Origin of the sequence: Geomicrobium sp. JCM 19037 (genome assembly GCF_000698105.1) — a bacterium.
Taxonomy (GTDB): Bacteria; Bacillota; Bacilli; order Bacillales; family Marinococcaceae; genus Geomicrobium_A.
The window spans coordinates 36,702-54,969 of the sequence record NZ_BAWZ01000030.1; the positions used below are offsets into that span (position 1 = coordinate 36,702).

The 18,268-nt window shown below is 43.0% G+C and carries 19 protein-coding genes and 1 pseudogene; 13 read left to right on the forward strand and 7 right to left on the reverse strand.

The genetic code is table 11. The features are described 5' to 3' along the window. Positions 1-2 precede the first annotated feature (2 nt). The 11 genes from JCM19037_RS29510 to JCM19037_RS30250 all read left to right on the forward strand — a co-directional run bounded on the left by JCM19037_RS29510 (position 3) and on the right by JCM19037_RS30250 (position 7,309). The gene (locus JCM19037_RS29510; RefSeq protein WP_307189844.1) at positions 3-815 is read left to right on the forward strand and encodes a TRAP transporter large permease; all 813 of its coding nucleotides are present in this window, start codon (positions 3-5) and stop codon (positions 813-815) included. Positions 816-841: 26 nt separating this feature from the next. Next, on the forward strand, positions 842-1,393 hold the full coding sequence (hxlB, locus tag JCM19037_RS15855) for a 6-phospho-3-hexuloisomerase (RefSeq protein ID WP_042402857.1): 552 nt from the start codon (positions 842-844) through the stop codon (positions 1,391-1,393). A gap of 20 nt (positions 1,394-1,413) precedes the next feature. Next, a complete protein-coding gene (locus tag JCM19037_RS15860) occupies positions 1,414-2,364 on the forward strand; it encodes a sugar kinase (RefSeq protein WP_042402859.1) in 951 nt (316 codons plus the stop codon). An 11-nt stretch (positions 2,365-2,375) separates the two neighbouring features. Continuing rightward, a complete protein-coding gene (gene hxlA, locus JCM19037_RS15865) occupies positions 2,376-3,008 on the forward strand; it encodes a 3-hexulose-6-phosphate synthase (RefSeq protein ID WP_042402862.1) in 633 nt (210 codons plus the stop codon). Continuing rightward, positions 3,001-3,243, forward strand: coding sequence for a hypothetical protein (locus JCM19037_RS28670; protein ID WP_255357927.1), 243 nt, complete (start codon positions 3,001-3,003; stop codon positions 3,241-3,243). Before hxlA ends, JCM19037_RS28670 begins: the two co-directional genes overlap by 8 nt. A 47-nt stretch (positions 3,244-3,290) precedes the next feature. Beyond that, entirely contained in the window at positions 3,291-3,548 is a 258-nt protein-coding gene (locus JCM19037_RS28675; RefSeq protein WP_255357928.1) for a bifunctional 4-hydroxy-2-oxoglutarate aldolase/2-dehydro-3-deoxy-phosphogluconate aldolase, read from the forward strand. A 1,111-nt stretch (positions 3,549-4,659) separates the two neighbouring features. Then, entirely contained in the window at positions 4,660-4,965 is a 306-nt protein-coding gene (locus tag JCM19037_RS15875) for a metalloregulator ArsR/SmtB family transcription factor (protein WP_042402866.1), read from the forward strand. A gap of 81 nt (positions 4,966-5,046) precedes the next feature. Continuing rightward, a complete protein-coding gene (locus tag JCM19037_RS15880; protein WP_042402869.1) occupies positions 5,047-5,967 on the forward strand; it encodes a cation diffusion facilitator family transporter in 921 nt (306 codons plus the stop codon). A 193-nt stretch (positions 5,968-6,160) separates the two neighbouring features. Beyond that, positions 6,161-6,841, forward strand: coding sequence for a DUF418 domain-containing protein (locus JCM19037_RS23230; RefSeq protein WP_052363971.1), 681 nt, complete (start codon positions 6,161-6,163; stop codon positions 6,839-6,841). Between the two features lies 1 nt (position 6,842). After that, positions 6,843-7,013 (forward strand): hypothetical protein, encoded by a 171-nt coding sequence (locus tag JCM19037_RS25900; RefSeq protein ID WP_193744781.1) that lies wholly within the window; start codon positions 6,843-6,845, stop codon positions 7,011-7,013. Next, on the forward strand, positions 7,013-7,309 hold the full coding sequence (locus tag JCM19037_RS30250; protein WP_373901075.1) for a DUF418 domain-containing protein: 297 nt from the start codon (positions 7,013-7,015) through the stop codon (positions 7,307-7,309). Before JCM19037_RS25900 ends, JCM19037_RS30250 begins: the two co-directional genes overlap by 1 nt. A gap of 38 nt (positions 7,310-7,347) precedes the next feature. Here the strand turns inward: JCM19037_RS30250 and JCM19037_RS15890 are convergent, their stop codons facing one another. The 3 genes from JCM19037_RS15890 to JCM19037_RS15900 all read right to left on the reverse strand — a co-directional run bounded on the left by JCM19037_RS15890 (position 7,348) and on the right by JCM19037_RS15900 (position 9,955). Next, entirely contained in the window at positions 7,348-8,283 is a 936-nt protein-coding gene (locus JCM19037_RS15890; protein WP_042402872.1) for a YitT family protein, read from the reverse strand. A gap of 27 nt (positions 8,284-8,310) precedes the next feature. After that, on the reverse strand, positions 8,311-9,093 hold the full coding sequence (locus tag JCM19037_RS15895; protein WP_238544758.1) for a YitT family protein: 783 nt from the start codon (positions 9,091-9,093) through the stop codon (positions 8,311-8,313). Between the two features lie 208 nt (positions 9,094-9,301). Next, the gene (locus tag JCM19037_RS15900) at positions 9,302-9,955 is read right to left on the reverse strand and encodes a TetR/AcrR family transcriptional regulator (protein ID WP_238544759.1); all 654 of its coding nucleotides are present in this window, start codon (positions 9,953-9,955) and stop codon (positions 9,302-9,304) included. Between the two features lie 119 nt (positions 9,956-10,074). Between JCM19037_RS15900 and JCM19037_RS15905 the strand changes: the two genes are divergently transcribed. Continuing rightward, on the forward strand, positions 10,075-10,815 hold the full coding sequence (locus JCM19037_RS15905; protein ID WP_042402875.1) for an SDR family NAD(P)-dependent oxidoreductase: 741 nt from the start codon (positions 10,075-10,077) through the stop codon (positions 10,813-10,815). A 52-nt stretch (positions 10,816-10,867) separates the two neighbouring features. On the opposite strand, the gene ahpF is transcribed toward JCM19037_RS15905, so the two are convergent. Both ahpF and ahpC read right to left on the reverse strand, forming a co-directional pair. Then, a complete protein-coding gene (ahpF, locus tag JCM19037_RS15910; protein ID WP_042402878.1) occupies positions 10,868-12,409 on the reverse strand; it encodes an alkyl hydroperoxide reductase subunit F in 1,542 nt (513 codons plus the stop codon). A 12-nt stretch (positions 12,410-12,421) separates the two neighbouring features. Beyond that, entirely contained in the window at positions 12,422-12,985 is a 564-nt protein-coding gene (gene ahpC / locus JCM19037_RS15915; RefSeq protein ID WP_042402881.1) for an alkyl hydroperoxide reductase subunit C, read from the reverse strand. A gap of 317 nt (positions 12,986-13,302) precedes the next feature. Here ahpC and JCM19037_RS15920 point away from each other — a divergent pair, with 317 nt between their 5' ends. After that, positions 13,303-14,751 carry a response regulator transcription factor gene (locus JCM19037_RS15920; RefSeq protein ID WP_042402884.1) on the forward strand — a complete coding sequence of 483 codons (1,449 nt, stop codon included), beginning with the start codon at positions 13,303-13,305 and terminating at the stop codon, positions 14,749-14,751. A 714-nt stretch (positions 14,752-15,465) separates the two neighbouring features. On the opposite strand, the pseudogene JCM19037_RS15925 reads toward JCM19037_RS15920, so the two are convergent. Together JCM19037_RS15925 and JCM19037_RS25905 are read right to left on the reverse strand one after the other, a co-directional pair. Further along, positions 15,466-17,057: pseudogene (locus JCM19037_RS15925) on the reverse strand (BCCT family transporter). Between the two features lie 158 nt (positions 17,058-17,215). Next, complete coding sequence (locus JCM19037_RS25905; RefSeq protein ID WP_193744782.1) at positions 17,216-17,353, reverse strand: hypothetical protein; 138 nt, start codon at positions 17,351-17,353, stop codon at positions 17,216-17,218. Positions 17,354-18,268 lie beyond the last annotated feature (915 nt).

Consider the following 18,268-nt stretch of genomic DNA (forward strand, 5'->3'; position numbering starts at 1 on the left):
CGATGGTCGTCTATGGCAGTGTTACAAGTGTATCTGTCGGTCAGATGTTTCTCGGCGGTGTGATTCCAGGACTGCTTATGGGCGTGGCGATGATGGCCCTTGTTGGCTTTATTTCGAAGCAGCAAAACTATCCTCGTCATGAACGAGTGAGCATGAAAGATATCGGGAAGAATTTTTTGACGTGCATCCCTCCGTTGTTAACACCGGTGATTATTCTTGGTGGAATTATTGGTGGATTTGTCACTCCTACAGAAGCAGCAATTATCGCTTGTGGTTACGCACTTATTCTAGCGGTGTTTGTTTATCGCACGATTACACTCAAAGATATGCCGGCGATTGTGTATGATACGATTCGTTTAAGCTCTCTCACGTTGTTTGCGTTAGCTACAGCAACTGCACTGGGCCATCTGTTCAGTTACTACCGGGTGCCTGACCTTATTGCTGGCTTTTTCCAAGATAACTTCTCTAGTGTTGGCTTTTTCCTCATCGCGGTTATCCTTCTATTCTTGTTTGTCGGGATGTTCTTGGATGCAATTCCAGCGATGATTCTTTTCGTACCGATTGTGTTGCCTGCTTCAGAGGCTCTCGGTGTAGATCCTGTACACTTTGGGATCGTTATTGTGATGTGTCTCGCAGTCGGAATGATTACACCGCCGTACGGTTTATGTATGTTACTCGCTAGCTCAATAGCAAAACTAAGCGTAAGCAAGTCGATTGTTGCCTTGCTTCCATACGTCGCTGTTATTCTTGTAACGATTATTATTGTTGCATTTTTACCAGATCTTGCTTTATGGTTACCAAGCTTTATCGATTGATCATAAAAATTAAGAAGGAGACGCTTATGTCTACATTTCAAGAAGTAGCCTTATCGTGTGTAAAGGAAGTACAATCTGTCGTTAGCAATGTGAAAGAAGAACAGATGCACGCGTTTGCGTTGGCCATCAAAGGCGCTAAACGAATCTTTGTGAGTGGGGAAGGTCGTTCTGGTCTGATGGGAAAAGCGATTGCGATGCGGCTCATGCATGCAGACTACACAGTTTATGTGACGGGAGAGACGATTACTCCGAGCATTTCCGACGGTGATTTGTTAGTCATCATATCAGGATCAGCATCGGGGACACAGTCATTCATTTCAAAAGCAAAACAAGCAGGCGCTTCGGTTGCTCTCGTTACAGCGAACCCCGAACAAGAGAAATCTTCTGAGGCAGATCACGTGTTTCTCGTACCCGCAGCAACGAAAAAGCGTCTCAACCATGAGCCTGTAACGATTCAACCACTCGGCAATCAATTTGACCAAAGTGTACACGTATTATTGGATGCAATCATTGTGAAACTGACGACAAATCAACATGAACAAATGACCGCAAGACATGCAAACTTAGAGCTGTCTTAACAAAGAAGGGGGTAGACACGATGAAAGATGTAATTACGATTGGGGATGCGATGATTACGCTCAATCCAAGTTCAACAGGGCCGATGAAATTCGTGAATTCTTTTGAACGCCGCGCGGGAGGCGCAGAGTTTAACTTTGCGATCGGTTGTGCGAGGCTTGGACTTGAAACCGGATGGATCTCTCGTCTCGGTAAAGATGAATTTGGGCAGTACATTCGCTCATTTGCTCGCGGAGAAGGCATCGATACGACCGAGGTGAGGTTAGAGGAAGGGTACGCAACCTCACTAAATTTTAAGGAGATCCAAGCAAGTGGAGCCGGACGCACGTTTTATTACCGCCACCCTTCTCCGACCGAAAAAATGACGGCTGAAAACTTGTCAGCTGATTACGTGCAAGCGGCTCGACTATTGCATATCACCGGCGTCTTTCCAGCAGTCGTTCCAGAAAACTTGGAAGTGACAAAACGAGCAGTACAACTAGCAAAAGAAGCCGGTATGAAAGTGTCACTCGACCCGAATATTCGATTGAAGTTATGGACTGCAAAACGAGCAAAGGACGCTTTATACCCGTTACTAAACGATGTGGACTTGCTTTTGGCAGGTGAGGAAGAGTTAGAGATTATTTTAGGCACATCAGATCCTAAAGAAGTATTTGCTCGAGCAAAAGAGCTAGGCATTGAGTTTGTAGCGATTAAAAAAGGTGAAGAAGGAGCGATCGCTTCTTACCAGGACGAAGTACTAGAAGTGCCGGCAGTGCCTGCCCAGAAAGTTGTAGATACGGTTGGAGCAGGAGACGGTTTTGATGCTGGAGTCGTTTATGGATATTTGAACGGTTGGTCGCTAGAAAAGACAATGACTTTTGCTGCAACAATTGGTTCTATGGTTGTTGAAGTGGTCGGTGATAACGAAGGATTACCGGTCCTTGAAGATGTAGAACAGCGGCTTGGGTTTATAGAGCGTATCGAACGGTAAGGAGGGGACCGATGAAGCTACAATTGGCGTTGGATCGATTGGATTGGGATGAATGTTTTCGCATTGTGTATGAAGTTGATGAGTACATTGATATTGTGGAAATTGGAACGGGTGTTATTAAAGAGTATGGAATGAGTATCGTACGTGAATTAAGAAAAGCGTTCCCTCACCACATTCTTTTGGCAGACATGAAAATCTGTGATGCAGGTCGTCATGAAGCGACACAAGCATTTGCATCAGGAGCAGATATTGCTACAGTCATGGCGTTTGCACCTCCAGCTACGATACAAGAAACCATCGTTACCGCACGCGAACATGGAGCGGAAATGATGGTAGACCTACTCGGTGTTAGCGAGCGAAACAAGGTGGAAGAAATCAATGAGTTGCAACCAGATTATTTGGGATTACACGTCGGTAAAGATGAACAAAAGACTGGCAAAAAAGCTGATTCCCCTTTTGCTTTTGTTGAAGGGATGACATTGAAAAAAGCTATTGCGGGTGGAATCACTCTGGAGACATTGCCAGATGTCAGTCGTCATCAGCCAGACATTGTCATTGTTGGAAGTGCGTTAACGAAAGCAACGAACCCGAAACAAGTGGCAAAAGAAATGAAAGCGATCCTAAAGGAGAATAAAAATGGCTGATTTTACGACGTTGCTCACTGAATCGAGGGTCGTGGCGGTTATGCGCAAACTTCCTTTTGAAGACATCGAAGAAATCGCAGGAGCACTCATTTCAGGAGGCGTAAACGTACTGGAAGTAACGATGGAATCGGACCGTGCAACCGAGCAAATTGCTCGGTTGCGAAATCGTTTTGATCAAAGGGCAGTAATTGGTGCAGGAACAGTGCTAAATGTAAACGACGCGAAATTAGCCTAGAAGCGGGCGCTGATTTCATTGTTTCCCCTATTCTGGACGAGCAGACCGTGCGTTTTGTGAAGGCAGAAGGAAAGACGATGATTCCAGGAATCTTTACGCCAACCGAAGCTTTTCGAGCGTATGAGTGGGGCGCGGACATCGTAAAAGTGTTTCCTGCGGATGCCCTTGGACATTCGTTTCTAAAAGGGGTGCAAGGACCGCTAGGGCACATCCCAATCATTCCGACAGGCGGAATTGATTTGGACAATCTTGTCTCATATCGACAAGCAGGTGCAATCGCCATAGGAGCCGGTGCTCATTGTTAAAGAAAGCACTCGTTGAGACAAAGGATTGGGCACAGCTTACAAAACATGCAGAGAGGTTTGTTGAAAAATCACTTTCTGTTTAAAATCCTAGGTGCAGAATGTAGAGGTTACATCATCATTTCCTACGTTGTGGCCGATATGACAAAAATGTCTTCGCGTAGCGGAATCACTCCAATGGTGTTATACCGAGTGGGGCAGGGCGCGTAGTGCGCATTGTGCGCCCTAGTTTACCCTTTCTGCAATCATGTTTGCTCTTTATTAGCGGTTTTACCGTTCATTTCGTAAAACTTGCGCGCAGATTGGATTAAACCTAACACCTTACGACTGGTCGGTCCCAGCGGGACCGAAGCGAAATCGGTCTCGATTCGGCGCGACTCGCGCCGACAGAAGTTAAGCGTTTTCAACTGTGCGACACAATAAACATCGCTTTGGAACTAGATTGTTGTTCAATTTCTATAAAGTGTTGAATCTGATTCCTTAGACGGACGTTTGGAATTAGATGTCGATCGATTGGAATCAGAAAGAGGCAAAATGGTCACATATGAGTGAATCTGATTCCAATCGATAATCTTTGGAACCAGTTCCCCCGTTCCACGTTCAAAACCTCGCAGCTCAGAAAAACACACATTACTTTTTAAGCTTCTCGTTAACCGAAATCAATGACTCCCTTTTATGCGAAGGTTCGGGCAATAGGGCGAGGTGCAAATGTAAAAAATCCCATAATATAACCGTTGATAGGAAATTTTCAACAAGCGAAAGTACTAGAAGACGTCTTCCTATTTTTCTTTGCATGAACCGCCTTGGACACTTAGCAGAGTGCAAAGCGTAAATCTTACCATAGTGCTTCCTATGGTAAGATTTCTTTTGTTTGACGCACCCATTTGTTGCAAATCCCACCATAGAACAAAGAGTGATAAGATTTCAGCTAAATCGGCTTGCCAATTGACAAAATTCTTACCATAGCTATGATCTTCCTATATACGGGCAGCCCCCATTAATGCCAAGAGAAACCTGTTCTTTAACAGCGCTAGTCATACTGACAAAAATGTATTGAACTTATAATCACTATATGCTAATATGAGCACATAATCATATTAGCAGGAGTGAAAAAATGAATCATTCATACATAGACCTTGATGAGGAAACGCTATTTATCGTATCGCAAACGTTTAAAGCGCTTGGTGATCCGACGAGAATAAGAATACTTCATCTTTTAGCAGAAAAAGAGTGCTCGGTCGGGGAGATTGTGGAACATCTTTCGCTTGGTCAATCCACCGTATCTCATCAGCTTCGTTTTCTAAAGAATTTACGGCTCGTGAAATCAAGACGAGCAGGCACTTCGATGTACTATTCACCTGAAGATGAACACGTATTAAAAATACTTGAGAAAACGATACAACACGCGACCCACGATTAATCACGAATGTGGGTGTGTCGTTTATTAACACACTTTATATGTGCATATGATCATATAAGGGATCGGAAAGGAGTCTGACCTTTGGGACATCATCATCACCACCACGGACATCACCATCATCACGCCACAGGTGAGGCAAATAAGAAAAACCTTCTGTACGCAATGCTCATTATCGGTAGCTGGATGGTTATTCAGTTACTCGGTGGACTTTGGACGGGCAGCTTAGCATTACTTGCGGATGCTGTACATATGTTCAACGACTTCGCGAACCTGCTCATTAGCTTCTTTGCCATTGTGCTCGCTAAGAAAGCAGCAACCGCTACTCGCACGTTTGGAAATCATCGGTACGAGGTGTTATCTTCACTTTTAAATAGTGTCATGCTTCTCGTGATTGCTTTTTTTATCATTCGCGAGGCGATCCAGCGATTTGTTGAGCCACAGGCGGTTATGGGCGGCGCGATGATCGTTATTGCCTTTATCGGGCTAATTGCAAACGTTGGTGCATTATTCGTATTAATGCGAGGGGACGTGAAGAACAACTTAAACATGCGCGGGGCATACCTTCATGTTCTTTCAGACACATTGGGCTCAGTCGCAGCAGTCGCCGCCGGCATCATTATTTTGACGACTGGTTGGTATTACGCTGATCCGATACTCAGTATTGTCATTGCGCTCATGATTGGGTTGTCTGCATTTCGTCTGCTCAAAGACACCGTACACGTGTTGTTAGAAGGAACGCCAAAGCACCTCGATTGTGACAAAATATCGGCTGACCTGTTAGCGATCGATGAGGTTGTTGATGTGAACAACTTGCACGTATGGACGATTACGTCGGGAATTGAGAAGCTCACTGTGCACCTTGTACTACAGGGGAACTCAAACCAAGCTTACGAAGATGTACTCGAAAAAGCTAAGCATTACGTGCAACATTCTTTGCACATCGAACAATCAACCATTCAGATTGAACGGGAAGTAGATGGAGAGAAAGATAGGGTAGATTAACTGAGAAGAGATTTGTATGCACAGCTTTTGGAAGTGTTCGCATAAAGAGGTTGAGAGAACTTTGATTACAAACCGCTTTTTATGTATATAATGAAACGCGTTACTCTCCCATTTCCACCACTTACGCGTGGAAATATAAAAATCGCCCACTTGTTGATTATGCTAAATGGACTAACAATAAGTGGGTGATTGTATGAACTCTGCTTCTCGTCTTCACATTCTCGATTTGTTACGAGGGGTCGCTATTGTCGGCACACTTGCAACGAATATTTGGATATTCTCTGATCCAGGTTCTGCGACACTTATGCCAATGAATCAAGGACAATCCGTAGTTGAAATGCTTCAATCTGTTTTCGTTAATGGGAATTTCTTAGCGATGCTTACGATCCTTTTTGGAGTCGGACTGTATATGAAATATCAAAATAGTAAAGGATCGCAAGTTCCATGGATACCATTTTATTTGTTAACGATGTTTATTTTATTTATTGAAGGTTTATTTCACTTTGTATTCATCTTTGAGTATGACATTTTAATGACTTACGCTATAACCGGAGCCATTGTAGCATTTTTAGTCCAATTAAAACCAAAAACGATGACAATTTGGATTATTGTCACATTGTCTTTACACACATTTGGTATCCTTATTTATTATGTGCAAACGTATATTGCTTTTTCGGACCCAACGTCGTATACCGCTATTCAACAAATTGCTTTGGAAACAACTTCTTTATATCAGTTTGGGACGTATTTTGAGCAGGTCCTCTATCGAATTGAGAATTTTTTTTCTTTTACGATCAGAGGCGTTTTCTATAATTTATGGATCCATTGGGCTATACTTGATTGGCATACGATTATATTTAGCAGGCGCATTTAACATGGATAAGAAGGGCATGTATATCCAAAAGAAGTTAATGTTATGGGGATTTAGTATTGGACTCCCATTAAACCTGCTTTCACTAGTTCCAGGTGGATATTTTGAAATACCGGTACGCTTCTTGTTTGCGCCGGTTCTAACATTTGGGTATATCGGATTGATTGCTGGATGATGAACCGTGGGGCATTACGATGGATTCAGAAGCAGTTCGAAGTGATTGGTCGAACTGCGCTAAGTTGTTATGTATTGCAAAGTATACTTGCGAGCCTTTACTTTTATAGTTTTGGCCTCGGATTTATAGGCGTTGATGGCATATTGGCTGTAGTTGTTGGTTTTGTATTGATTAGCATCTGCATGCTTGGTTTTGCTCACCTTACATTGAAGACTTTCGGAGTTGGCCCCCTAGAGTGGCTCTGGAAGACACTATCGAAGATGCCATTCAAAAACAAAAGGTATTCAGCTAAATAAAAATGCTGGAAGACTCTCTCCCAGCATTTTTATTTTATTTAAACAACTGGAGGAGGGTCCTCTTGACTTTGTTTTCGCTGATGATTGTCGTTGTTTTCATCCTCTGTAAGTGCCTCGACTTCTTCTTCAATTTCTTCTTCCGTCGTTTCCACAGGTGGTGCAAAAAATGTTCCGCCAGACACATCTTTCACATTATGTACGACAACAAACGAGTTTGGATCGACTTCGCGTATTAAACGTTTTAACATGAGCAGTCGATAACTTGGAACGACGACGTAGAGAACGTAGTGTTCTTTTTCCGTGAATGTTCCGGAGCCGTTGAAATACGTAGCACTGGAAGTCATGTTCACTGTGACACGCTTGGCAATTTCACGATATTCGGGGGATACGATCGTTACTGCTTTTTTTGCATCAAAACCACCAATTACGTAATCACTGGCTAACTTTCCGATAAACAGAGCGATGATCGTGTACAGCGTGTAGAGCGGACCGATAATGAATACACCTGCAAATACGATAACGGCGTCCATAATAAAAGTCGTTAATATGACATTCCATTCGTACCTTTGAGCAAGAAGTCTCGCAAGCGTAGATGTGCCGCCAATCGAACTGCCGGCTTGAATAATAAACCCGAAACCAATCCCCATCGTAAGTCCGGCAAAGATTGCCGCAACGAGGGGGTCACCTAATGGTGTCGTCACCATGCCTTCAGTTGTAAAAATGAAAAGGGAGAGCAACGGAACATTGATCATCGTTTTCATAAACATCGTACGAGGTAAGAATTTAAAACTCACGAGTTGTAGCAAAATAAAAGAAATAAACGTAATTACACCTGGCGACCAGCCAAATGCATAGAACAAAAGGAGGGCGATTCCCAAGATTCCGCCGTCTGCGATCTGGTTAGGCATGGCAAAAACGGTTACCGAGAGCGCGCATAGTGCGGTTCCAAATACGACAAATATTGCTTGCTTCATAGTCAACCTCCGAACATGACAAGCGACTTAGGAAGGGTCTGCTTGTTTTTCATAATATTCTTGTTCGTTCTCTTCATTGTGGAAGGTTTTTTGAGCAGGGTCATGGGCTTCAGCAAAACTTCCTCCTGAAACATCTTTGACTGTATGCACGACGGTAAACGCATTTTCATCGACTTGACGAACAATTTTCTTTAAGTAAAACAGACGTTGCTTAGGAATCGCAACATAAATTAAATTTTCCTCAGAATTTTCTTTGTCGTTCAGTCCTTGAAGAATCGTTGTGTGGGCACCAAGACTGAGTCGGATGGCTTCTGACACTTCGACTGTTTTTGGTGTGAAAATATGGACGACTTTTTTTGATTCGAAACCTTCGAGTACGTAATCTGTAACTTTTTTACCGACAAACAATGCAAGTACGGTATACATCGTCATGAGTGGACCAATGATAAAAACACCTGTCAGCACGATGATCGCGTCTAAGACGAAATTCGTTCCGGTCAACTCCCAACCAAATTTATAGTTGAGCATACGTGCAATCGTTGACGTACCACCGGTTGTACTACCTGAACGAAAGATAAAACCAAAACCAATACCTGAGAACAATCCGGTGAATAAGGCGGCGAGTAACGGATCAGGAATTCCTTGTCCCATTCCTTCAAAGATAAAAATGAACAATGAAAACAGCGGGATGGTGACGAGTGATTTTATAATCATATCTCGGGGTAAATACCGATAACCGATGGCAAGTGTAACGGCGTTTACGATAAATGTAACGAGAGAAGGAGAAATCTCAAACCCATGGTATAACAATAGTGCAAGGCCGGGAACACCGCCTCAGCTAAATTGTTCGGCATCGCGAGTAGCGTCACCGATAGCGAGAAAAATAAGATTCCAATAACGAGTAATGCATAATTTCTCATGAAAACACCTACCTATTTCTTGTGCATGATCGAGCACTTCCTATGTTTCCCAGTAATCCGGAGAATAACACATGGAAAATGGGGACTAGCTATGCCAGTTAGAACGAAACATCATCATTTTTTACGTATGTGAGTATCATCTCTTTTAATATGAGCTGTTGCTTGTGTGGCGCAATGTCTTCTTCTAAGTACGTAATGGGGGATTTTAATGTAATGTTACTTCCAAACGTCCCATAGCTATTGATGGCGGTAATAATCGTCTCTTTCAAAGGTACGTCTGTTCTCAGTGAACCGTCGCGCTCACCGTCGGCAATGATGATCATGACTAAATCCGCGATTTGCTTTTGCGTGGCAATATAGTCACTCATCGTATCGAGTTCCTGAACGGCAAATGAAGCATAACTTTCAAAGGCTTCGCGAAAGGTTGCACTTTGATTTAACGTATCGTCATCTCCAATCGTTAGTAGATCAAAGATTTCTTGTAATCGTTCGAATGCGGTTGTCGATTTGTTCACAATTTCTGTAAATGAATGGATGTGTTTCTCCAAGTTGTAGATGGCTACAGCTACGATCAGTCGATCTTTTTTCGGGAAATAGCGAAATAACGTTGCAATCCCAACCCCTTCAAAGTCAGCAATTTCTTGCATTTGCACCCGTTCTAACCCTTTCTCTAAAAAAAGTTGTTCAGCGGTTTGAACAATGCTCTCATAACGCTTCGTTTTGTTTTGCTGTCGCTTTCCAATCGATGTCATAAAAATGGTCCTTTCATGCAAAATAAGAAGACGTACAAATTGCAGATGTACGTTCGACATTGTACACTTAAAATGATAGTCGGACTATCATTTTTTTATAAAACAGGAGGCTCTTAAAGATGAGATTACCTAATAAAATCGCGCTAATCACAGGTGCAGGTAGTGGTATGGGAGAAGCAGAAGCGTTACGGTTTGCTAAAGAAGGAGCAACCGTTGTCGCAACAGACATCAATGAAGAAGCTGTAAAGAACGTCGTTACACAAATTACTGAGTCTGGTGGCCAGGCGGTATTCTATAAACATAACGTCGCTTCACATGACGACTGGCAACAAATTATGGCGGATGTTAAGAAACGTTACGGCCGGTTGGATATTCTCGTAAATAATGCTGGCATTTCGTTGGCAACGCCTTTTGAAGAGCAAACGGAAGAAGACTGGGCACGGACGTATGGAATTAACATTAATGGAGTTATGTTTGGGATGCAACAGGCAATTCCGCTTATGCAAGAACACGGGGGTTCCATCGTCAATATTTCCTCGATTTCCGCACTCACAGGGATGGCTGGCGCAGGTGCATATACCGCTTCTAAAGGTGCGGTTCGGTCCATTACAAAAGCGGCAGCGGTCGATTACGGTAAGCAAAATATCCGTGTAAACTCTGTGCACCCGGGGTATATCGTGACACCAATGAGTGCGCCGTCTATGGAACAATATAAAGATTATTTCTTGACGCAAGTCGCTTTACCCGAGCTTGGCAATTCAGAAGAAGTGACAAACGCTGTTCTTTTCTTAGCTTCCGATGAAGCGAGCCATATTACAGGGATCGAGCTTCCTGTTGATGGTGGTGTCACCGCCAAGTAATCATCCGTTTAGCAATAGAAAACCCTTGGTCCAATGACCAAGGTTTTGCGCTTTAAACAGGAACTGCGCTACGGATCAGGTGATCAAAAGCGGCAAGGGAGGCATTCGCTCCTTGTCCCATTGATATGATAATTTGATTGTAAGGTACATCTGTGCAGTCACCAGAAGCAAAAAGCCCAGGGACGTTCGTTGCGCCAGATTTGTTCGTAATGATTTCACCCATTCGATTGCGATCCGCGAAACCGTCGAGCCAATCGGTATTTGGAATTAACCCGATTTGCACGAAGACCCCTTGCAGGGCGACGTTCTTTTCTTCACCTGTCGATTGGTCAAGATAAGTGATGCCGTTCACATGATCATCACCGGTAATTTCAGTCGTCTTGGCATTTGTAATTACATCAACGTTTGGAAGCGTTTCAATGCGTTGTTGCAACACTTCGTCCGCCTTCAACGTTGGACCGTATTCGATGACAGTAACATGATTTACGATACCTGCTAAGTCAATCGCTGCTTCAACACCGGAATTTCCACCGCCAACGACAGCAACGTCTTTACCTTCAAAGATAGGCCCATCACAATGTGGGCAATACGCCACACCTTTGTTTTTGAACGCGTCTTCTCCCGGTACGCCAAGCTGGCGCCAACGTGCACCGGTGGAAACGATAACGGTTTTACTCTTCAGTACACCGCCGTTCTCCAATTCAACTTCAAACAGCTCGTTTTTGCGAATATCACTGACACTTTGCAAGTTCATGATGTCGATGTCATATTCTTTTGCATGTTCTTCGAGACTCGCAGCGAATTGAGGACCTTCCGTTTTCTTCACACTAATAAAGTTCTCAATACTCAACGTATCAAGCACTTGGCCGCCAAATCGTTCTGCGACAATGCCTGTGCGAATCCCTTTTCGAGCAGCATAGATCGCTGCGCTTGTTCCCGATGGTCCGCCACCAACAACGAGCACATCAAAAGGATCCCGCTCATCAAACTCAGATGCGTCAGCGCCACTGCCCATTTGGTTGAGTATTTCGTCGAGTGTCATTCGACCGCTACCAAACGTTTCACCATTCATCATCACTGTTGGAACAGCCATGATATCGTTAGATTCTGCTTCTTCTTTAAATGCCGCGCCGTCAATCATGGTGTGTGTGATGTTTGGGTTCAGCACACTCATTAAGTTTAACGCCTGAACGACCTCTGGACAGTTATGGCAAGAGAGGCTTACGTACGATTCAAAGTGGAATTCGCCTTTAAGGTTTTGAATTTGCTCAATCACCTTATCTTCAACTTTCGGCGGTCGTCCGCTTACTTGTAAAAGCGCAAGAACGAGTGATGTGAATTCATGACCTAAAGGAACACCGGCGAATGTTACACCGGTGTCTTCTCCAATTCGATTCACAGAAAAACTAGGTGTTCTTGATAGGGCGGCCTTTTCCACAGTGATCTTTGTAGACATCGAAGACAACTCATCGAGTAGTGCAACCATATCCTTTGACGTATCGTCATCAGCGGCATTCACTTTAATGACAATGTCTTGTTCCAATAACTGCATGTATTGGTTTAATTGGTTTTTAATCTCTGCTTCAAGAACCATTAATTACACCCCTTAAATTTTGCCGACAAGGTCAAGGCTTGGCTTTAATGTTTCAGAACCTTCTTCCCAGTTAGCTGGGCATACTTCACCTGGATTGTTACGAACGTACTGTGCAGCTTTAATTTTGTTCACAAGCGTACTTGCGTCACGGCCGATGCCGTCTGCACTAATTTCTACAGTTTGAACAATGCCATCTGGGTCAATGATGAACGTTCCACGATCTGCAAGACCGGAAGCTTCATTAAGAACCTGGAAGTCACGAGAAATTTGTTGAGAAGGATCACCGATCATCGCATACGTAATCTTGTTGATCTTCTCAGATGCATCGTGCCAACCTTTGTGGACGAAATGAGTATCTGTAGATACAGAATAAACTTCTGTACCGAGTTCTTTTAGTGCTGCATATTGATTTTGGAGATCTTCAAGTTCAGTTGGGCAAACGAAGCTAAAGTCTGCAGGATAGAAGCAAACAACGCTCCATTGACCTTTAAGGTTTTCATCGGTAACCTCGATGAATTCACCATTCTTGTAAGCTTGGGCTGTGAAAGGTTGTACTTCTTTTCCGATAAGTGACATGTAACAACATCCTCCTGATATCCTTTGTTGATAATTATTATTAACACATACTCATTATTAATATACATATTTCATTTGTCAAGAAATCTATTAATGGAATCGATGAGCTGTGTTGAAAATGAAACACATCCCGTATTTTAAGGGAAAAAATAAGTATTTTCAAATGATAAAAGGGTGAAGGAAAAAAATTGAAAATATTTTTTTCGATTTTCAAAAAGTAATGATGATATAATTGTTGTATAGAACATTTCAATAATTCTCATCTGAGTTATAATTATTCTCAATTCTAAACAATACAAAGTTGGGGGCGGACGAAGGTGTATCAAATTGTCATCGCTGACCGAGATCAACAAGAAGCTGAAGGGCTCCAATGGCTCATCAAAAATAACGCGTTTCCTGTCCATACGATCAGTACATGTCATACGCTCTCTAGTTTCGTAGATCTAGTCGAAACGCAAATTCCCGACATTGTCTGCATCGAGCTAGATATGATTCCAGCGGATAAATGGGAAGTGATTCGCCCATTTATACAAAGAGTTAGCCAAGTGATCGTCATTACAGCGGAACCGACGTTCCAAAAAGCGATGCAAGCATTAGAACTTGAAGCGATTAACCTTTGGATGAAACCGTTATCGCTATCTATGATTCGCCATGATATGCAGTCGGCGTTTCGCAAACTGTCAAACCAGAATGACGTGGAAGAACGTACCGTTTCGTATGTCGATTACGAATCGTTATTTATCAAAAGTGATGAAGCATTTTCCTACCCTGTCTTTTTATTAGAAGTTGAAGATTTAAAAGACTTGCCTCATTTACGATCATTTGTGAAGCAATATCCGTTTTCCGTTCGGCCTCAAGTATTGTCGACGAGTGATCGAATTGTGCTCGTATTTGGCTCACATTTTCATGACGAAGTGGAGCGAGCAAGAACGTTACTATACGAATGGTCGTACGTTTCACATACGCCAATGGCCATCGGAGTTCATACAAGACAACAAGATCAGTCATTGCAAGAGATTTATATCGATTTAATTCAAGCGATGGAACTTACGTTTTTCACAGGGTATAACCAAGTATTTGAGACAAAAGATGTAGGGACTTGGCGTGATTTTGATCCTTTTCTATCCGTTAAAGAACAAAACGAATGGATCGACATGTTAAGTGAGGGCGATCGTCACCGAATTCGACGATGGCTTAGAACGGAGTTTTTTGCATTTACGAGTCCCTATCCCGAACCCGGATTGTTGCGAACGAGGTTGACGAGTATTTTGGCGCAAGTTCGTCGCTACATGTTAAAAAGTCAAATGACCGATGATAAGTATGAAAAGCATTATAAAAGCACTTTTGATCATATTTTATATGGATCCAACCTTTTTCGAATTGTCCAGGAAATGATTCTATTTATCGTTCGACTCGTTGAGACCGTTAACAATACGCCAGTGAGTCACCGAGATGCGGTTGATCATGCACTGGCCTTTATTCGAAAAGAATACAGAAACAAGACGCTTACTTTAAGTCAAGTCGCAGATCAAGTTCAGTTAAGCTCCGCGTATGTAAGCGACTTGCTATCCAAACAATACGGCCGGTCCTTTTCTGAAATCGTTTTGAATTACAGAATTACTTATGCTAAAGAAAAGTTACTCAGCACCGACCTTAGTATTTCAGAAATAGCAGAAGCCGCTGGCTTTCACCAAGCGAACTATTTCAGTCGGGTGTTTAAGGAGAACATCGGGAAAACTCCCCGAGAATTTCGGAAAACAACGTAGCGATCATCCACTTCACAAGAAACGGTTGCTCAGCGGGAGATGACTCTCAGCAAAGAGCACCATCTCCCGTGACTATATAAGTTGAACGAAAGAATTTCACGTAATTCGATGACCGAGAGCGGTCTTTACAGGCAAACGCCTACCGATCGTCTGTTGGAGTTCATCTCACTTCGATGTCGATCGTTGTTCATTACTGCAAGGGTTGTGGAAAACACAGAAGACGTTTACTGAATGGTAAAAGGACGTGACCGCTGGTCATCACCTGACGCAAGCGTGTGATCTCCTGACACGTTTGTGACAATCCAGCCCTCTAACCGTGCGCTTTTGGTCCTCAACGGTCACATAGATCGCGATATGTGACCGTTGACTCCGTTTATGTGCGCATCCACGTTTAAAATGATGATTTTTCATTCTCAAGTGTCACATTTATGAAGATAAGGGGCATTTGGGCTTCTTTCCATACCCTGGCCAGTAGGCAGAAATGTGAATCGTGTTGCGGGAGTACATAGAAAACACGGTGGGCGTACTTTGACCACCGATGTTGCACTTGTAGTCTGGACTACATAGAAAACACGGTGGTTGTCATTTGACCACCGATGTTACCCTTGTGCTCTGGAGTACAATCATCCGCCTGTAATGGAAAGCAACAACAAACTGTGCAATCAGGAAAATGCTAAGTTCATCCTATATTGGTCCTGATCTCAACACGAACATTCACTCGTCTGTGTTGTCTTTTCTTAAGATGAACTTCCGATTCGTTCGTTTATCTTGTTGCTTTTTTGATTGGCGTAATTCTCGCTGCTCTTTTCGTTGTTTCGCGTCTGTTCGTGTTCTTTCAAAGCGCAGAGACTTTATTAATGAAAACACCATCAAAAGCAAAATGATCGAGAACGGAAACGCTGCAATGATCATGACGTTTTGCACAGCTTGTAATCCACCGCTGTATAGTAATGCCATGGCGGTAACGGACAGTACAAGTCCCCATACAAATTTGATACGGTTTGGCGGATTATTTGAGCCATTTGTAGAATGCATGCCTAAAACGAAGGTGGCAGAGTCTGCTGAAGTAATGAAAAAAACGGCGATAAGAATGATGGATACGATGGATGTGAGTGTACTGACCGGCATTGTACTAAGCATACCGAAAAGCATTTGTTCATCTGTTAAGGCGCTCAAGTTGATGATATCGTTAAATTCGAGTGACATAGCGGTTCCACCGACGAAGGAGAACCAAATAAAACCAACAATAGAAGGCACGATTAAAACGGCAATGGTGAACTCCCGGAGTGTTCTCCCTCGTGAAACGCGGGCAATGAAAGTGCCTACATAAGGAGACCATGCAATCCACCAGGCCCAATAAAAGATCGTCCAGTCATTGATCCATTCTCTCGCCTCTGGACTACCGGGTGCGATACGAAAGCTAAGTTCGGGCAACGTTTGTATATAGGTCCCGAGTGTATTCGTGAATAGATTTAATGAATACATCGTTGCGCCAAATGTTGCAATAAAGATGAGCAAGAGAAGGGCAAGAATCATATTAAAGTTACTTAATAAACGAATTCCTTTATTAAGCCCAGTCATTGCTGATGTTAGAAAGAGTACGGTCACAATAATAATGATGATGGCCTGGATCCAAAATGTGATTGGCACTTCTGTTAAATAGGAAAGACCGCCATTCATTTGTACAGCTCCAAATCCTAAACTCGTAACAATCCCTGTTACCGTCGCGACGAGAGCAAACGTATCAATGACTTTACCTGTGATTCCACTTGTGTTCATAAGAGGGGAGAGTGTACACTGATTAATCCGGGTTTTCCTTTACGAAAGTTAAAATAGGCAAGGCACACAGCGATAATGCATAAATGCCCCAAGCATGGATGCCGTAATGGAAAAATACGAAGCGCATCGACTCTTGTGCAGCTTCAATTGTGCCTTCTTCGACGGTCGGGGAGTTAATGGCAAAGTGTGACATCGGTTCTGCCGCTCCGAAGAAAACAAGCCCAATCCCCATCCCTGCGCTAAACAACCATCGCAAACCAAGATAAGTATCCGTACTCAGGTTTTTCATCATCTTTTCCAAGTTTGATCTTTCCATATGGACTAACGATAATAAATAAACATATTAAAGCAAAAAACGTGACAGCGATTAAGTAATACCAACCAAAAGAATTTGAAATAAATGCTTGCACAGTTGAAGTCATTTGTTCTAATTGGTTAGGTATAGCCACTGCCGATAAAATCACGATAAGTAAGATGCCAACCGCCCAATAGAACACAGGCTGTATGCGGCCATAGGCTGTTTTCATGTGTCGTTTCTCCTTTACAACTTAGCTACCCCCAGTTTGTACATTTTTCACCGGGTTCATGTATAAGGGCAGTTTACGGGTAAGGATAGCGGCGTTCTTTAGATTAACGGCAAAATCCGGACCTATACATATAGGCCCGGATTTCTGTTCCACTTCACCTAGCGATCAGTTACATGGTTAAGTGTCGGAAGGTGGTGGGACGTGCGACGAATTAGAGGAGCACGGCTCATTCGAACGAGCATATACCAAAGGACAAGTTCCAGCAGTTCAACAGACAGGATCACTTGAATGGTCATAACGTAAACCCCTTCCTAAAGGTTAGCTAAAATGAATTTGTACTTGTTACGTTTATTATTTCCACTTTACGAATTTTTATTATAGTTTAAGAAGTTGACATGAAATACTAAAGGTTGTCCAAATTTTTGTCGGGAGAACAGTGCCGAAATTTGATATATGATGCTGGTTTAACTAGGAGAGATGAGGAACTTGGGCGAAGCGCTAGTCAAGGCTCAACAAAAGGTTTGTCCTTTTTAACAGCATAAAAAAAAGGATGTCTCATTTGAGAACATCCCTCAGGCTGTTGAAATGTTTAGATGTTGTTTCTATATAAATCTTGAGGTTTATATAAATAAACAGGGTTGAAGTTCTTCATAGTTCGCCCAGTGTGAGGTGAACTGCGGTGATCTAAAGCGATCTATATAAGTTGAACTAAAGAATTTCTTCAAGAACCAATGGTAAGCTTGGTAAAGTGAAGACTGTGCTCGAGTTGCGACCGAACGGTTCTCAAGTTGGGGAAAATCGCAGGAAAAGCGATGTATTCTCATAAATTAGGTAACAGATCACCAGGTCATGTGTACATCCCCGCCCTGAAGTACCTACAAGACGTCGGCGCGAGCCGCGCCGAACCAAGTGCGGTTTCGTTTCGGCCCCCGCTGGGGCCGACGTGTCGTTGGCACTTCAGCATGGAATCTACGCAGGAGTTTGGTGAAAGGTGCAAAATGGCACCCAGCACCGCGCTACCCGTTCCACCCAACAGTGCAAATCAATAAAATGCTAAGTTCATTCTATAAAGATCGTCAAGTATTTGTGGAAATCGACCTTTTAACCGTGATCTATATAAGTTGAACTAAAGAATTTCTTCACAAACGAATGGTATACCAACCGTTAAAGCCTAAAGTTCATCGACTTTGAGATCGATCATCATCGGTTTA